This window comes from Streptomyces qinglanensis (genome assembly GCF_900111245.1).
GTDB lineage: Bacteria > Actinomycetota > Actinomycetes > Streptomycetales > Streptomycetaceae > Streptomyces > Streptomyces qinglanensis.
Map to the genome: position 1 here is coordinate 105,430 of NZ_FOGO01000013.1, position 15,621 is coordinate 121,050.

General features: G+C 73.8%; 14 protein-coding genes. 12 read left to right on the forward strand and 2 right to left on the reverse strand.

All coding sequences use genetic code 11. The features are described from left to right. Positions 1–11: 11 nt before the first annotated feature. Positions 12–1,031, reverse strand: a complete 1,020-nt coding sequence (locus tag BMX65_RS24345; RefSeq protein ID WP_075002496.1) for an LLM class flavin-dependent oxidoreductase — start codon at positions 1,029–1,031, stop codon at positions 12–14. A 108-nt stretch (positions 1,032–1,139) separates the two neighbouring features. Here BMX65_RS24345 and ftsY point away from each other — a divergent pair, with 108 nt between their 5' ends. Continuing rightward, positions 1,140–2,372 carry a signal recognition particle-docking protein FtsY gene (gene ftsY, locus BMX65_RS24350; protein ID WP_075002497.1) on the forward strand — a complete coding sequence of 411 codons (1,233 nt, stop codon included), beginning with the start codon at positions 1,140–1,142 and terminating at the stop codon, positions 2,370–2,372. 136 nt (positions 2,373–2,508) lie between these two features. Here ftsY and BMX65_RS24355 read toward each other — a convergent pair whose 3' ends face one another. After that, positions 2,509–3,243, reverse strand: a complete 735-nt coding sequence (locus tag BMX65_RS24355) for a bifunctional DNA primase/polymerase (RefSeq protein WP_075002498.1) — start codon at positions 3,241–3,243, stop codon at positions 2,509–2,511. Positions 3,244–3,617: 374 nt separating this feature from the next. On the opposite strand from BMX65_RS24355, the gene nsdA reads away from it, so the two are divergent. From nsdA to trmD, 11 genes are all read left to right on the forward strand, one after another. Then, the gene (nsdA, locus tag BMX65_RS24360) at positions 3,618–5,186 is read left to right on the forward strand and encodes a transcriptional repressor NsdA (RefSeq protein WP_075002499.1); all 1,569 of its coding nucleotides are present in this window, start codon (positions 3,618–3,620) and stop codon (positions 5,184–5,186) included. A 260-nt stretch (positions 5,187–5,446) separates the two neighbouring features. Continuing rightward, the gene (locus BMX65_RS24365; protein ID WP_075002500.1) at positions 5,447–6,772 is read left to right on the forward strand and encodes an ammonium transporter; all 1,326 of its coding nucleotides are present in this window, start codon (positions 5,447–5,449) and stop codon (positions 6,770–6,772) included. After that, the gene (locus BMX65_RS24370; protein ID WP_019355823.1) at positions 6,769–7,107 is read left to right on the forward strand and encodes a P-II family nitrogen regulator; all 339 of its coding nucleotides are present in this window, start codon (positions 6,769–6,771) and stop codon (positions 7,105–7,107) included. The genes BMX65_RS24365 and BMX65_RS24370 overlap by 4 nt, the downstream gene beginning before the upstream one ends. Continuing rightward, positions 7,104–9,821, forward strand: coding sequence for a [protein-PII] uridylyltransferase (locus tag BMX65_RS24375; RefSeq protein ID WP_075002501.1), 2,718 nt, complete (start codon positions 7,104–7,106; stop codon positions 9,819–9,821). The genes BMX65_RS24370 and BMX65_RS24375 overlap by 4 nt, the downstream gene beginning before the upstream one ends. Before the next feature lie 125 nt (positions 9,822–9,946). Then, on the forward strand, positions 9,947–11,506 hold the full coding sequence (gene ffh / locus BMX65_RS24380; protein ID WP_075002502.1) for a signal recognition particle protein: 1,560 nt from the start codon (positions 9,947–9,949) through the stop codon (positions 11,504–11,506). A 32-nt stretch (positions 11,507–11,538) separates the two neighbouring features. After that, positions 11,539–12,060: a GNAT family N-acetyltransferase gene (locus BMX65_RS24385; protein WP_239502222.1), complete on the forward strand. Its 522-nt coding sequence runs from the start codon at positions 11,539–11,541 to the stop codon at positions 12,058–12,060. Positions 12,061–12,276: 216 nt separating this feature from the next. Then, positions 12,277–12,939, forward strand: a complete 663-nt coding sequence (locus BMX65_RS24390; RefSeq protein WP_177214341.1) for a hypothetical protein — start codon at positions 12,277–12,279, stop codon at positions 12,937–12,939. Between the two features lie 250 nt (positions 12,940–13,189). Then, a complete protein-coding gene (rpsP, locus tag BMX65_RS24395; RefSeq protein ID WP_075002504.1) occupies positions 13,190–13,642 on the forward strand; it encodes a 30S ribosomal protein S16 in 453 nt (150 codons plus the stop codon). A gap of 2 nt (positions 13,643–13,644) precedes the next feature. Beyond that, entirely contained in the window at positions 13,645–13,884 is a 240-nt protein-coding gene (locus BMX65_RS24400; RefSeq protein WP_075002505.1) for an RNA-binding protein, read from the forward strand. A gap of 142 nt (positions 13,885–14,026) precedes the next feature. Continuing rightward, a complete protein-coding gene (gene rimM / locus BMX65_RS24405; RefSeq protein WP_075002506.1) occupies positions 14,027–14,650 on the forward strand; it encodes a ribosome maturation factor RimM in 624 nt (207 codons plus the stop codon). Further along, a complete protein-coding gene (gene trmD / locus BMX65_RS24410; protein WP_075002507.1) occupies positions 14,647–15,561 on the forward strand; it encodes a tRNA (guanosine(37)-N1)-methyltransferase TrmD in 915 nt (304 codons plus the stop codon). The genes rimM and trmD overlap by 4 nt, the downstream gene beginning before the upstream one ends. Positions 15,562–15,621 lie beyond the last annotated feature (60 nt).

Here is a 15,621-nt window from a genome sequence, read left to right on the forward strand (position 1 = left end):
GCGGCAGGCGCTCAGGGCTCGATCTCCGGCAGCCGGGGCATGACCTCCTCCACCAGCAGCCGCAGCGACCGCCGGCCCTCCTCGACGGGCATGCCGCCGCACAGCGGATGCAGCAGGATCTGCCGCGACCCCTCCGGCTGCCCGGCCACCAGTTCCAGGCACTCCCGCGGAGTGACGAAGCGGTAGACCCCCTCGGCTCGCAGCTCCGCCACCGTGCCCGCCTCGGCGCGCATCGCCGAGTGCAGGCCCGGTGTCTGCCAGGAGGCGTAGCGGCGCGCCTCGTACAGGAAGTGCTCGCCCAGCTCGGCCCACGCCCGGTCCGGGTCCTCGGTCAGGTGCAGGGCCGGCAGCTCCGGCGGCGGCATCAGGCACAGCGGGGTGCCGCCCGCGGCCGCGCAGCGCTCCTCGTAGTAGCCCGCCAGCTCCGGCAGGTGCGCGGGAAGGAACAGCGGCAGCCCCAGCCGCGCCGCGCGGCGGGCGGCCGGCCGCGATCCGCCGCCGACGAACAGCGGCGGGTGCGGCCGGCTGCCGGGGCGCGGGGTGACGCGCACCGTGCGGCCCCGGTAGCGGAAGGGCTCGCCCGTCCAGGCCGCCAGCAGCGTCTCCAGCACCTCGTCCTGCAGCGCCCCGCGGCGGGCGAAGTCCAGCCCCAGCGCGGCGTACTCCGGTGGCCGGTACCCGAGCCCCGCCACCGTGACCAGCCGCCCGCCGCCGACGAGATCGAGCACCGCGATGTCCTCCGCCAGCCGCAGCGGGTCGTACAGCGGCGCCAGGATCGCGCAGGCCGTCACCAGCGTGTGCCGCGTACGCCCCAGAAACGCGCCCGCCAGCGCGAGCGGCGCGGGGAGCCAGCCGTCCGGCGAGCCGTGGTGCTCCTCGACGATGAGAGAGGTCACACCGTGCGCGTCGGCGTAGCCCGCCATCTCCAGCGCGGCCCGGTAGCGGTCCCCGGGCTGTGCGTCCGCCGCCCGTACGCCCGGGGGCTGTTCGGGCTGGACGAGATTGAAACGGACGCTGGTCGTCACGGTCACGGGGTACCCCCACCCGGTGGACGGCGATGCGGGTGCTGGACCGTAGTGGAGCACGCGCGAAGAGGGAATGGCCGTGCAGCCTTGCCGGTGGTCGATACTGGAGCCGCTATGGAAATCGTCATCCTTGTAGTAGTCATCGCCGTGGTCGCGCTCGCCGCGATCAGCGGGCTCGTGGTCAGCGGCCGGAGGAAGAAGGCGGCCGAGGCCGAGCAGCCCGACACCGCCGCGAGCACCGCCGAGACCCCCGCCCGGACAGCCGAGCCCAAGGTCGGAGAGGAGGCGGAGGCCCCGCCCGAAGGCGCCCGCCGCACCGTCGAGGAGGTGGGCCTTCCCGAGACCGAGGAGGCGGCGGCCGAGGCGCCCGCCACCGCAGCGGAGGCCGCCGCCGCGCCCGAGGTCGAGACCCCGGCGCCGACGGCCGGACGGCTGGTACGGCTGCGCGACCGGCTCTCCCGCTCCCAGAACTCCCTGGGCAAGGGCCTGCTGACCCTGCTGTCCCGGGAGCACCTGGACGAGGACACCTGGGAGGAGGTCGAGGACACCCTGCTGACCGCCGACGTCGGCGTCGGCCCCACCCAGGAGCTGGTCGAACGGCTGCGGGAACGCGTCAAGGTGCTCGGCACCCGCACCCCCGAAGAGCTGCGCGGCCTGCTGCGCGAGGAACTGCTCGCGCTGGTCGGCACCGACCTGGACCGCACGGTGCACACCGAGGTGGAGGGCGCCGTCGACCGCCCGGGCGTGGTGCTCGTCGTCGGCGTCAACGGCACCGGCAAGACCACCACCACCGGCAAGCTCGCCCGGGTGCTGGTGGCGGACGGCAAGTCGGTGGTGCTCGGCGCGGCCGACACCTTCCGCGCCGCGGCGGCCGACCAGTTGGAGACCTGGGGCACCCGGGTGGGTGCCCGTACGGTCCGGGGCCCGGAGGGCGGCGACCCGGCCTCGGTCGCGTTCGACGCGGTCAAGCAGGGCACCGAGGCGAGCGCCGACGTGGTGCTGATCGACACGGCGGGCCGGCTGCACACCAAGACCGGGCTCATGGACGAACTCGGCAAGGTCAAGCGCGTCGTGGAGAAGCAGGCGCCGGTGGACGAGGTGCTGCTGGTGCTGGACGCCACGACGGGCCAGAACGGCCTGGTGCAGGCACGGGTGTTCGCCGAGGTCGTGGACATCACCGGCATCGTCCTCACCAAGCTGGACGGTACGGCCAAGGGCGGCATCGTGGTGGCCGTCCAGCGGGAGCTGGGCGTCCCGGTCAAGCTCGTCGGCCTCGGCGAGGGCGCCGACGACCTGGCCCCCTTCGAGCCGGAGGCGTTCGTGGACGCCCTGGTCCAGGAGGGCTGACCGGCCGGTTTCAGCGTGCGCACCGCCGAGCGGCGCCGCCGCGACGTGCCCCCGAGGCGTCGCGGCGGCGCCGCTCGCCTCACCGGGAACGACCGCTCGCGCCTGCGCCGTGGTGGCGTGCCGCGACCGGAGGGGGCTACCGCACGGCCGCGGGCCTGTCCTGGGGGGTGCGCGGCCGCACCACGGCCGAGCGGTGGCAGACGTAGGCGAGTGTGCCCAGCAGCAGCCGCGCCTGCGGGGGACGGCCGGCACGTTCCAGCGTGGGCGGCCGCAGCCAGCGCACGGGGCCGTGTCCGGCCAGATCGGAGGGCGGTGCCGTGATGTGCTCGCCCTCCCCCCTGCCGCGCAGGTCGAGATCGGCGTCGTCCCAGCCCATCCGGTAGAGGAGCTCGGGCAGCTCGGCGGCCGCGCCCGGCGCGACCAGGAACCAGGCGCGCCCGGCCGGGGTCGCGGCCACCGGGCCCAGCGGGACGCCCATCCGCTCCAGCCGCGCCAGTGCGCACAGCGCGGCGTGCTCGCCGACCTCGATCACGTCGAAGGCGCGGCCCGTCGGCAGCAGCATGGCGGCGCCCGGAACCGCTGCCCAGGCGCGGGACGCCTCCTCCACGGTGGCGCCCGCCGGTACCTCCAGGGAGGCGTCGAGCGGATGGTCGCCGGGGGAGGGGCAGGCCCGTGCGCCGCAGGAGCAGACGACCCGGCCGCCCGAGCGGGTGGCGCGGGCGCCGGGGATCAGGTCCCAGCCCCAGAGGCTCGTGTACTCCGCGACGCGGGTGCACACCTGGGCGCGTTCGCGCCTGCGTGCGCCGGGCCGCAGTTCGCGGATCTCGCGGATGCCGCTGAGACCGCTGATGGCACCGATCGTGAAGCCCATGCTCACTCCAACGGATCCCGAATGCTTATGGTTACGACTGCATTGCATACAGTGACGGCCGAGTTCCCGGCGTTCTCGGCGTTCCCGGGGGCTCCTGGGTGAGGGCAGGGTGCAGTGGGGGCAGCCTCCCCGTGGAGTTGTTTCCCTGGTGTCAAGTCAAGCGCGTCCGTGCGCCTCCGGGTTCATTCGAAGGGGTGGCGAATGGTGGCGATTCTGCAATTACACTCGCCCAGGTCGTGATCGTAGGATTACTTTCGGTACACACAGTGGAGAGCGCGGCGACCGACTATGCCGGAGGCATGGCCGGGTCGAGGGTGCGGCGGGTGCGGCGGAGCGCGGACCGATCCGGCCCTGAGCGCGTGCACCGAAGCGGGATGGGGGCGTTACCAGTGGCTGAGCGAGGCCAGGCGGGCAAGAGCCCGAACGAGCGGCTGGGCTCGTGGTTCATGCGCAGCGGCTGGTCCAAGGGCGAACTGGCGCGGCAGGTCAACCGCCGCGCACGGCGGATGGGCGCACACCACATCAGCACCGACACCTCCCGGGTGCGCCGGTGGCTGGACGGCGAGCAGCCCCGGGAGCCCATCCCCCGCATCCTCTCCGAACTCTTCTCCGAGCGGTTCGGCTGCGTCGTGGCGGTCGAGGACCTCGGACTGCGCCCCGCCCGGCAGTCCCCGGCGGCCTCCGGCGTGGACCTGCCCTGGGCCGGACCCCAGACCGTGGCGCTGATCAGCGACTTCACCCGCAGCGACCTGATGCTGGCCCACCGCGGCTTCCTGGGCGCCTCACTCTCCGTGTCCGCGGGCCCCGCACTGATCGAACCCATGCAGCGCTGGCTCGTGCCGGGCACCGGCGCCGAGGCCGGATCGCCGGGGGAGCAGCCGGCGGCCCCCGCGCTCACCGTCCCCGCCCCCCGCGACGGACAGCGCCGTGCGGCGCGTGGCGGCGAGGACGGCGCGCCGCCGCGCGGGCCGCAGTTGTCCGCACCCGAACTGGAGCTGCTGGAGCAGACGACCGAGATGTTCCGCGGCTGGGACGCCCAGTGCGGCGGAGGGCTCCGCCGCAAGGCCGTCGTCGGCCAGCTCCACGAGGTCACCGACCTGCTCCAGGAGCGGCACTCCGAACCCGTCCGCCGCCGGCTCTTCCGGGTCACCGCCGAACTGTCCGAGCTCGCCGGCTGGATGAGCTACGACGTCGGACTCCAGCCCACCGCGCAGAAGTACTTCGTGCTGGCGCTGCACGCGGCCAAAGAGGCCGGTGACCGGCCCCTGGGGTCCTACATCCTCAGCAAGATGAGCCGCCAGATGATCCATCTGGGCCGCCCCGCGGACGCCCTGGAGCTGGTGCACCTCGCCCAGTACGGCAGCCGGGAGGGCGCCACCGCACGCACCCAGGCCATGCTGCACGCCATGGAAGCCCGCGCCTACGCGAACATGGGTCAGCCCGGCAAGTGCAAGCGCGCGGTGCGGATGGCGGAAGAAACGTTCACGGACATCGACCGCGCGGACCCGGACCCCGACTGGATCCTGTTCTTCTCCGAGGCCGAGCTGTGTGCGGAGACCGCGCACTCCTTCCGGGACCTGGCCTACTCCTCAGGCCGCAGCCCCACCTACGCCTCGCTGGCACGGCCCGCGATGGAGCGTGCCGTCGAGCTGTTCGGCCGGGAGGCCCGGGAGGCGGAGGGCGGCGGCCACCGGCGCTCCTACGCGCTCAACCTGATCGGCATGGCCAGCGTGCACCTGCTCCAGCGGGAGCCCGAGGGCTGCGTGGCCCGGGCCAGCGAGGCCCTCGGCGTCGCCAAGCGGCTGCGCTCCGAGCGGGTCAACAACCGGCTGCGCCGCACCACGGCCGGCGCCGTCCGCGAGTTCGGGGAACTCGCGGACGTGGTGCAGCTCAGCGAGCGGCTCCAGGCCGAGCTGGCCGAGAGCGAGGCCGCCGCGGGCTGACCCGCGCCGGGCGGCGACGGGAATCCCCGGCGGACGACCACCGGGGAGCGCAGCGTACGCGCGTCCCCGCGCGGAAAGCCGCGCTTCATCTCCTCGTAACAGCGGCGGGCCGGTTTTCACGGCCTGGAAACACCCGGGGGCGACGGCGGAAACCGGGCTTCGGAAACCTGGCATTCAGTCCGCCCTCCCTCCTTCTTCGGCCGGGAGGCGCCCCTACGATCCGGCCCCCGCAGGACCGCGACCCCGAGGAGACGCCCACAGTGAACGGCGCGGATACCACTTTCGTCTTGGTCAGTGCGTTTCTCGTGATGGTGATGACGCCTGGCCTCGCCTTCTTCTACGGCGGCATGGTCCGGGTGAAAAGCGCCCTGAACATGCTGATGATGTCCTTCATCTCGCTGGCGATCGTCAGCGTGCTGTGGGTGCTCTACGGCTACTCGCTGGCTTTCGGCCCGGACACCGGCGGAGTCGTCGGCAATCTGGACTTCGTCGGCCTCAAGGGCATCTCCGCCGACTCCCTCACCGGGAAGGGCGGCATTCCGGTCTTCGCCTTCGTCCTCTTCCAGATGATGTTCGCGATCATCACGCCCGCACTGATGAGCGGCGCCCTCGCCGACCGGGTGAAATTCAGCGCCTGGGCGGTGTTCCTCACGCTGTGGGTGACGGTCGTCTACTTCCCCGTCGCGCACTGGGTGTGGGCCGAGGGCGGCTGGCTCTACGACCTGGAGGTCATCGACTTCGCGGGCGGCACCGCCGTGCACATCAACGCCGGTGTCGGAGCGCTGGCCGCCGTCCTCGTCGTCGGCAAGCGCATCGGCTTCAAGAAGGACCCGATGCGTCCGCACAGCCTGCCGCTGGTGATGCTCGGTGCCGCGCTGCTGTGGTTCGGCTGGTTCGGCTTCAACGCCGGCTCGGAGCTCGCCGCCGACGGCACCGCCGCCAACATGGCGCTCAACACCCAGCTCGCCACTGCGGCCGCCATGCTCGGCTGGCTGGTCTACGAGCGGGTGAAGCACGGCGCGTTCACCACGCTGGGCGCCGCCTCCGGTGCCGTGGCCGGACTGGTGGCCATCACCCCCTCCGGCGCCGCGGTCAACGCCATGGGCGCGCTGCTGATCGGCGTCGTCGCGGGCGCGGTCTGCTCGTGGGCGGTCAGTCTCAAGTACAAGCTCGGCTTCGACGACTCGCTGGACGTGGTCGGCGTGCACCTGGTCGGCGGCGTCATCGGCACCCTGCTGGTGGGCTTCCTGGCCGTGGACGGCGTGGGCGGCCTCACCCAGTTCGGCAAGCAGGCGCTCGGCGCCGGCTCCGTGATGGCCTTCTCCTTCGCGGTCTCCTGGCTGCTGGCCAAGCTCGTGCACGCCACGATGGGCTTCCGCGCCGACCCGGACGACGAGGCGGCCGGCGTCGACCAGGCGTTCCACGCCGAGACCGCGTACGACTTCAGCGCCGTCGGCGGCTCCTCGGTCCGCGACCGGGGCGGCCCCGCGGCCGCCGGATCCGCCGCCGCGGGGAGCGCGGCCGCGCAGGCCCCGCGCGCTGACAGCGCCCGTCACGACAGCCACGACAGCAAGGTGGACGCATGAAGCTCATCACCGCCGTGATCAAGCCCTACCAGCTCGACGAGGTGAAGGAGGCGCTGCGGGCCTTCGGCGTCCAGGGCCTCACCGTCACCGAGGCCAGCGGCTACGGGCGGCAGCGCGGGCACACCGAGGTCTACCGGGGCGCCGAGTACACCGTCGACCTCGTCCCCAAGGTGCGCATCGAGGTGCTGGCGGAGGACGAGGAGGCCGAACAGCTCCTGGAGATCGTCGTCAAGGCCGCACGCACCGGCAAGATCGGCGACGGGAAGGTGTGGACGGTGCCCGTCGAGACCGCCGTCCGGGTGCGCACGGGCGAGCGGGGACCGGACGCGCTGTGAGGGACGCGGCGACGGCCCCGGCGGCGGGAGCACCGGTACCGGACAGCACCGGGCGATCCGCGGGGAACGGGCCCTCCGGCACGTGGGCGTGCCCGGGAGCGGACCCCCGCGGCGCGGACGAGGGCTACGCGGCCGCCCGGGTACGGCTCCTGCAGGACGCCGAACTCTCCGGACCCGACCGGCGCCGCGCCCTGTCCGCGCTGACCGACCAGTGGCTCCACGAGCTTTTCGGCCCCGACGCGCCCCCCGGGACCGCGCTGGTGGCCGTCGGCGGATACGGACACGGCGAGCTCTCCCCGCGCAGCGACCTCGATCTGCTCCTGCTGCACGACGGCAGCACCGGCGCCGCCGCCCTGGCCGCCCTCGCCGACCGCCTCTGGTACCCGGTCTGGGACCTCGGCCTCGCCCTCGACCACTCCGTCCGCACCCCGGACGAGGCGCGCACCGCCGCCGCCGACGACCTCAAGGTGCAGCTCGGCCTGCTGGAGGCCCGCCACCTCGCCGGGGAAGCGGACCTCACGGCGCAGTTGCGCACCGCCGCGCTCGGCAGGTGGCGCGCCCAGGCCCGCACCAGGCTGCCGGAGCTGCGCGAGTACGCCACCGAGCGGGCCCGGCGCCACGGCGAACTGCGGTTCCTGCTGGAGCCCGACCTGAAGGAGGCGCGCGGCGGGCTGCGGGACCTCACCGCGCTGCGCGCCGTGGCCGCCTCCTGGCTCGCCGACGCCCCGCGGGAGGGGCTCCAGCAGGCCCGGGACACTCTCCTCGACGCCCGCGACGCGCTGCACCTGACCACCGGACGCGCCACCGACCGGCTCGCGCTCCAGGACCAGGACCAAGTGGCCGAGGCGCTCGGCCTGCTGGACGCCGACACGCTGCTGCGCCGCGTCTACGAGGCGGCCGGCGCGGTCTCCTACGCGAGCGACGTCACCTGGCGCGAGGTCGAGCGCGTCCTGCGGCCCCGCAGCGCAGCTCCGCGCGGTGCCCGGCTGCGCGGGCTGCTGGGCGGTGGCCGGCGCTCCGCGGTGCGCCCCTCGGGGGAACCCGTGCCGGAGCGGACCCCGCTGGCCGAGGGCGTCGTGGAGCACGAGGGCGAGGCGGCGCTGGCCCTGCACGCGCGGCCCGACCGCGACCCCGTGCTGCCGCTGCGCGCCGCAGCGGCGGCGGCGCAGGCCGGTCTCCCGCTCGCGCTGCCCGCCCTCCGCAAGCTCGCGCGCACCGCACCGGACCTTCCCGTGCCGTGGCCGGCCGAGGCCCGCGAGGAGTTCGTCACCCTGCTCGGCGCCGGGGAGGCCACCGTCCCGGTGTGGGAGGCCATGGACGCGGCCGGTCTCGTCGCCCGTCTGCTGCCGGACTGGGAGCGGGTGCGCTGCCGCCCCCAGCGCAACCCCGTGCACCGCTACACCGTCGACCGGCACCTGGTCGAGACCGCCGTACGGGCGGCGGCGCTCACCCGCCGCGTGCACCGCCCCGATCTGCTGCTGACCGGTGCGCTGCTGCACGACATCGGCAAGGGATGGCCCGGCGACCACTCGCTCACCGGCGAGACCATCGCCCGCGACCTGGCGGCCCGCATCGGCTTCGACGAAGCCGACACCCGGACGCTGGCCGCCCTGGTCCGCCACCACCTGCTGCTCGTCGAGACGGCGACCCGGCGCAACCTGGACGATCCGGCCACCATCCGGTCCGTCGCCGAGGCCGTGGGCTCCCACGGCACCCTGGAGCTGCTGCACGCCCTGACGGAGGCCGACGCGCTGGCCACCGGCCCGGCCGCCTGGTCCGCCTGGCGCGCGGCCCTCGTCGACGACCTGGTCTCCCGGGTGGCGGCGGTGCTCTCCGGCGCCGCCGTCGCCGACCAGACCGACGGGCAGGAGCTGACGGCGGAGGGAGAGCGGCTGGCGATGGAGGCGTGGCGCACCGGCGGTCCCGTCCTGGCGCTGCGCCCTCAGAAGGGGACCGGCTCCGGCGGCGGCCAGGGGGCGGCGGAACCTCGTACGGACGGGGAAGCGGTCCCCGGCGGGGCCGCGCCCGAGCCTGTCGGGGTGGAACTTCGCGTGGCGCTGCCCGAGCAGCCCGGGGTGCTGCCCGCGGTCGCCGGAGTGCTGGCCCTGCACAAGCTGACCGTCCGGTCCGCCGATCTGCGGCTGGTGGAGCTGTCCGCCCTGGCCGGGGGCGTGCCGGAGGGACGCGCGGACAGTGCGGACCGGAACGGCCCGGACGCTGGCCGCCCGGCCGGGCCTGGTGGGACGCCGGCGCCCGGTGGGACCGTGACCGGGGAGACTCCGCGGGTCCTGCTGCTCACCTGGCGCGTCGCCGCGCAGTACGGCTCGCTGCCGCAGCCGGCCAGACTGCGCGAGGACCTGGTGCGCGCGCTGGACGGCTCCCTGCGGCTGGCCGCCCGGCTGGCCGAGCGGGAGGCCGCCTACCGGCCGCGCCGCAGCGGCGCGGTGCAGCCCCCGCCGCCGCGCGCCACCGTCGCTGCGGGCGACTCCGCGGCCGCCACCGTCCTGGAGGTGCGGGCCCAGGACGCCCCCGGTCTGCTGCACCGCATCGGCAGGGCGTTGGAGGAGGCCGGGGTGCGGGTCCGCAGCGCCCATGTGAGCACCCTGGGCGCCAATGCCGTCGACGCGTTCTACCTGACCGACGCCGCCGGATCCCCGCTCTCCGAGGTCGCGGCAGCCCGGCTCGCCCAGCGGCTGGAGGCCGAGCTGCGCTGAGCCCGAGTGCCCCGCGCGGGGCCGGGAGGAGTCCCGGATCCGGACAGGCGGGCCGGTCCCGCCCGCGAGGCGGCTACCCTTGGCAGAGATTGCCTCCGCCACCGACCCGAGGACCGACGAGCGCTGTGTTCGACACCCTTTCCGACCGCCTGAGTGCGACGTTCAAGAACCTCCGGGGCAAAGGGCGCCTCAGCGAGGCGGACATCGACGCCACCGCCCGCGAGATCCGCATCGCCCTGCTCGAGGCGGATGTCGCGCTCACCGTGGTGCGCGCCTTCATCAAGCAGGTCAAGGAGCGCGCGCTGGGGGCCGAGGTCTCCCAGGCGCTGAATCCCGCCCAGCAGGTCATCAAGATCGTCAACGAGGAGCTGATCGGCATCCTCGGCGGCGAGACGCGTCGGCTGAGGTTCGCCAAGAACCCGCCGACCGTCATCATGCTCGCCGGCCTCCAGGGCGCGGGCAAGACCACCCTGGCGGGCAAGCTGGGACGCTGGCTGCAGCAGCAGGGGCACACGCCGATGCTCGTCGCGGCCGACCTCCAGCGGCCCAACGCGGTCAACCAGCTCTCCGTCGTCGCCGAACGCGCGGGCGTGGCCGTCTTCGCGCCCGAGCCGGGCAACGGCGTCGGGGACCCGGTCCAGGTCGCCAAGGACTCGATCACCTACGCGCGTGACAAGCAGCACGACGTGGTCATCGTGGACACCGCGGGACGCCTGGGCATCGACCAGGAGCTGATGCAGCAGGCGGCCGACATCCGGGACGCGGTCAGCCCGGACGAGGTCCTCTTCGTCGTCGACGCCATGATCGGTCAGGACGCGGTCACCACGGCGGAGGCGTTCCAGGAGGGCGTCGGCTTCGACGGCGTCGTGCTCTCCAAGCTGGACGGCGACGCGCGCGGCGGTGCGGCCCTCTCGGTCGCCCAGGTCACCGGCAAGCAGATCATGTTCGCCTCGAACGGCGAGAAGCTCGACGATTTCGACGCCTTCCACCCCGACCGGATGGCCTCCCGCATCCTCGGCATGGGCGACATGCTCACGCTGATCGAGAAGGCGGAGCAGACCTTCAGCCAGCAAGAGGCCGAGAAGATGGCCGCCAAGCTGGCGAAGGGGCCCAAGGAGTTCACGCTCGACGACTTCCTGGCCCAGATGGAGCAGGTCCGCAAGATGGGCTCGATCTCCAAGCTGCTCGGCATGATGCCGGGGATGGGCCAGATGAAGGACCAGATCAACAACCTGGACGAGCGCGAGGTCGACCGCACCGCCGCCATCATCAAGTCGATGACCCCGGCGGAGCGGGCCGAGCCGACGATCATCAACGGCTCGCGGCGGGCCCGTATCGCACGGGGCTCCGGGGTGGACGTCAGCGCCGTCAAGGGCCTGGTGGAGCGCTTCTTCGACGCCCGCAAGATGATGTCCCGGATGGCCCAGGGCGGCGGCATGCCCGGGATGCCGGGTATGCCGGGCATGCCCGGTGGCGGAGGCAAGAAGAAGGGCAAGCAGCAGAAGAAGGCCAAGGGCAAGCGCCAGTCGGGCAACCCGATGAAGCGCCAGCAGGAGGAGCAGGCCGCCGCCGCACGCCGCGCCCAGGGCGGCCAGGGCGACGCCCTCGGCATCCCGGGCCCCGGTCAGGACCCCGGCGACTTCGAACTCCCGCAGGAGTTCAAGGACATGCTGCCCCCGAAGTGAGCGTCCCGCGGCAAAGGCGGATGATGTCGTCCATGCGCGTATACATCCGCCCCCCGCGGCCCGCCGACGAGCAGCTCTACAGCGAGGCCGTCGTCCGCTCGGCAGACCACCTCCACCCGTGGAACCCCGTCGAGCCGGACGGCTTCCCCGACCTGCTCCGCCGCCAGGGGCCCGCGCTGCGCACCTTCCTCATCCTCGACCGCGAGGACGAGGGGCTCGTCGGCCGGGTGAACGTGGCCAACATCGTCCGTGCGCGCTTCCGCAACGGCTCCCTCGGATACGACAGTTACGTCCCCTACGCGGGTACCGGCCGGATGACCGAGGGCATGCGGCTGGTCGTGGACCGCTGCTTCCAGTCGGGCCCCGACGGGCTCGGGCTGCACCGGCTGGAGATCAACGTCCAGCCGGAGAACGACCGCTCCCTGGCCCTGGCCAAGCGGCTCGGCTTCCGGCACGAGGGCTTCTCGCCGCGGATGCTCTACATTGACGACGCCTGGCGGGACCACGAGCGCTTCGCGCTCACCGTCGAGGAGTGGCCCGGTCTGGAGGGCTGAGGGCCGCGCCGGCCCGGTGGAAGGCCCGGCCCGGGGTGCCTCCCGGGCGGGCGCCTCCGCGGGGCCGCCCGTGCCGGTGTCTCCGCCGGGCTGTGCGCCCCTCCCGGTGATACGTCCGGCTTGCGGTGGGTGCGCGGCTTGGGTGTACATCTGCGTACCCGCACCCATCTCCCCGGGCATCACCGAGAACTGACTGGTACGTGCAAAATATTTGCGATGCCCCGTAATCGGAACACCAGGGCACTCCCGCTCGTTGGGCACGACGTGAGCACGACACCACCAGTTCTCGCCGCCGAGCTGGCAGCCGCCTGGGCCGACATTCAACGGCACCACCCCGAGCTGCCGGATCTGGCCGCGCCCGAATCACTCATCGGAGAGTCCTCGTCCGCCTGCGGCACCGGGCTCTCCTTCGAACGGCTGCTCCACGAGGCGGTCCACGGCATCGCGGCGGCCCGCGGTGTCCGGGACACCTCGCGGGCCGGCCGCTACCACAACCGCCGCTTCCTGGCGATCGCCGTGGAGCTCGGTCTCGACCACCCCGAGGAACCGCATCCCAGCAGCGGCTTCTCCCTCGTGGTGCTCACCCCCGAGACGCGGCGGCGCTACCGCCCCACCGCAGACCGCCTCCAGCGGGCGCTGAAGGCGTACAGCGCCGCCACCGAGACGGACACCGGACGCAGCTTCCGCGGTCCGGCGGCCCGGCACGGCTCCTCCGGGGGCGGGGTCCGGGTCAAGGCCGTCTGCGACTGCGGGCGCAACGTCCGGGTCGTCCCCTCCGTACTGGCGCAGGCCCCGATCATGTGCGGAGCGTGCGGAAAACAGTTCCGTATCCCCGTCGACCCGGCCCCGGTGCCGGAGCCGATGGCGGCCGTGGGCTGACCCCGCCCGCGGCCCCCGCGCGACACCACCGCCGGTGCGGGCCCAGGGGGCGGCCCGCGGCCGGGGCGGGGCCGGAACGGGGGCGGTTTCTGCCGGGCTCCGCGGTGTGGCATCATGGTCGGCTGAACTCGACAGCCGCACAGGACCCCTCTCTCCTCCGGCTGACGCGTCCATTCGGACACCCGGCGCTACAACCCCACGTGGCAGTCCGCCGTGTCCACCCACGTCAAGACCAGGAGACACCACACCCGTGGCAGTCAAGATCAAGCTGAAGCGTCTGGGCAAGATCCGTTCGCCTCACTACCGCATCATCGTCGCCGACTCCCGCACCCGCCGCGACGGCCGGGCCATCGAGGAGATCGGCCTGTACCACCCGGTGCAGAACCCCTCGCGCATCGAGGTCGACTCGGAGCGTGCGCAGTACTGGCTCAGCGTCGGCGCCCAGCCGACCGAGCCCGTCGAGGCCATCCTCAAGGTCACCGGCGACTGGCAGAAGTTCAAGGGCCTGCCCGCCCCGGAGCCGATGAAGGTCGCCGAGCCCAAGGCCGACAAGCGCGCCCTGTTCGAGGCCGCTGCCAAGGAGTCCGCCGACGAGCCCAAGGGTGAGGCCATCACCCCCAAGGCCAAGAAGGCTGACAAGGCCGACAAGAAGGCGGACGGGGCCGACGCTTCGGCCACCGCCACCGAGTCGACCGAGGCCTGAGGATGCTCGAGGAAGCCCTCGAGCACCTGGTGAAGGGCATCGTCGACCACCCCGACGAGGTGCAGATCGAGTCCCGCAACCTCCGTCGCGGGCGTGTGCTCGAGGTCCGGGTGCACCCCGACGATCTCGGCAAGGTGATCGGCCGCAACGGCCGCACCGCGCGCGCTCTGCGCACCGTCGTGGGAGCGCTCGGCGGCCGGGGCATCCGCGTCGACCTCGTCGACGTGGACCAGGTCCACTGAAGCGCAGCATGCAGCACCGGCACGGGCCGGGGACGGCAGCCAAGCCGTCCCCGGCCCGTTGTCGCGCCCGGACCCCCGGTCCGCGGGCCTTCCCGGACCCGCGGACCCCCACCGAGTACGGAACCGAGCACGGAGAAGCACAGTGCAGCTAGTCGTCGCGCGGATCGGCCGCGCCCACGGCATCAAGGGCGAGGTCACGGTCGAGGTCAGGACCGACGAGCCCGAACTGCGGCTCGGCCCCGGCGCCGTGCTGGCCACCGAACCGGCCGCCGCCGGGCCGCTCACCGTGGCCGCCGGGCGGGTGCACAGCGGACGGCTGCTGCTGCGCTTCGAGGGTGTGGGGGACCGCACCGCCGCCGAGGCCCTGCGCAACACGCTGCTCGTCGCCGAGGTCGACCCGGACGAGACTCCCGAGGACCCGGAGGAGTTCTACGACCACCAGTTGCTCGACCTGGAGGTCGTCACGGTGGACGGTGCGGTCGTCGGGCGGATCGAGAGCGTCGCGCATCTGCCGGCCCAGGACCTGCTCGTGGTGCGGCGCGCGGACGGCGGCGAGGCCCTGATCCCGTTCGTCGCCGAGATCGTCCCGGAGATCGACCTGGAGGCTCAGCGCGCGCTCGTCGATCCGCCCCCCGGCCTGCTCGGCGAGGAGCCCGCGGACGCGGGGCCGGAGAACGAGGAGTCCGCGTCCGGGGAGTCGTCCGGCGGCCCGGACCCGCGCCCGGCACCGGACGCCGAGGGACCCGGCCGGGGGAGCCCCCGGTGAGGCTCGACGTCGTCACGATCTTCCCCGAGTACCTGGAGCCGCTGGACGTCTCGCTGGTCGGCAAGGCGCGGGCGCGCGGAGTGCTGGACGTCCGCGTCCACGACCTGCGCGCCTGGACGCACGACCGGCACCACACCGTCGACGACACCCCGTACGGCGGCGGCCCCGGCATGGTCATGAAGCCCGAGCCCTGGGGCGAGGCGCTGGACGAGGTGCTGGCCTCGGGCGAGCCGGGCCAGGACTCCCCGGTACTCGTCGTCCCCACTCCCAGCGGGCAGCCGTTCACCCAGGAGCTGGCGGTCGAGCTGGCGGGCAAGCCGTGGCTCGTCTTCACACCCGCGCGGTACGAGGGCATCGACCGCCGCGTCATCGAGGAGTACGCGGAACGGCTCGACGTGCGCGAGGTGTCCATCGGCGACTACGTCCTCGCCGGTGGTGAGGCACCCGTCCTCGTCATGGTCGAGGCCGTCGCGCGGCTGCTGCCCGGCGTGCTCGGCAACGCCGCCTCCCACCAGGACGACTCCTTCGCGCCCGGCACCATGGCGAATCTGCTGGAGGGCCCCGTCTACACCAAGCCGCCCGAGTGGCGCGGACGGGGCATTCCGGAGGTGCTGCTGAGCGGTCACCACGGCAGGATCGCCCGCTGGCGCCGCGACCAGGCGTTCGCCCGGACGGTCGGCAACCGCCCCGAGCTGGTCGAGCGCTGCGCCCCCGAAGCCCTCGACAAGCACGACAGGGCCGCCCTGGCGGCTCTGGGCTGGGAGCCGGGCACGGACGGCCGCTGGCGGCCGGGCCCCGGGGCGGCGCCGCACGACGGCGCCGGGCAGCGAGGCGGCGTCGCCGAGGAGGCCGCGGAGCAGGCGGACTCCGACCGGCAGCACGGCCTCGAGCAGGACGGGTCCGGAGCGTAGGGCCCGGGGGCGGAGCGGGAGCCGATTTGGGCCGGGTGGGGAGCCCGTGGAAGAATGGGC

What these genes read in the sequence shown, in the direction of transcription:
- ftsY (WP_075002497.1), top strand. Translation starts at nt 1,140, where the DNA reads ATGGAAATCGTCATCCTTGTAGTAGTCATCGCCGTGGTCGCGCTCGCC.
- BMX65_RS24355 (WP_075002498.1), bottom strand. Translation starts at nt 3,243, where the DNA reads ATGGGCTTCACGATCGGTGCCATCAGCGGTCTCAGCGGCATCCGCGAG.
- nsdA (WP_075002499.1), top strand. Translation starts at nt 3,618, where the DNA reads ATGGGGGCGTTACCAGTGGCTGAGCGAGGCCAGGCGGGCAAGAGCCCG.
- BMX65_RS24370 (WP_019355823.1), top strand. Translation starts at nt 6,769, where the DNA reads ATGAAGCTCATCACCGCCGTGATCAAGCCCTACCAGCTCGACGAGGTG.
- BMX65_RS24385 (WP_239502222.1), top strand. Translation starts at nt 11,539, where the DNA reads ATGCGCGTATACATCCGCCCCCCGCGGCCCGCCGACGAGCAGCTCTAC.
- BMX65_RS24390 (WP_177214341.1), top strand. Translation starts at nt 12,277, where the DNA reads ATGCCCCGTAATCGGAACACCAGGGCACTCCCGCTCGTTGGGCACGAC.
- BMX65_RS24400 (WP_075002505.1), top strand. Translation starts at nt 13,645, where the DNA reads ATGCTCGAGGAAGCCCTCGAGCACCTGGTGAAGGGCATCGTCGACCAC.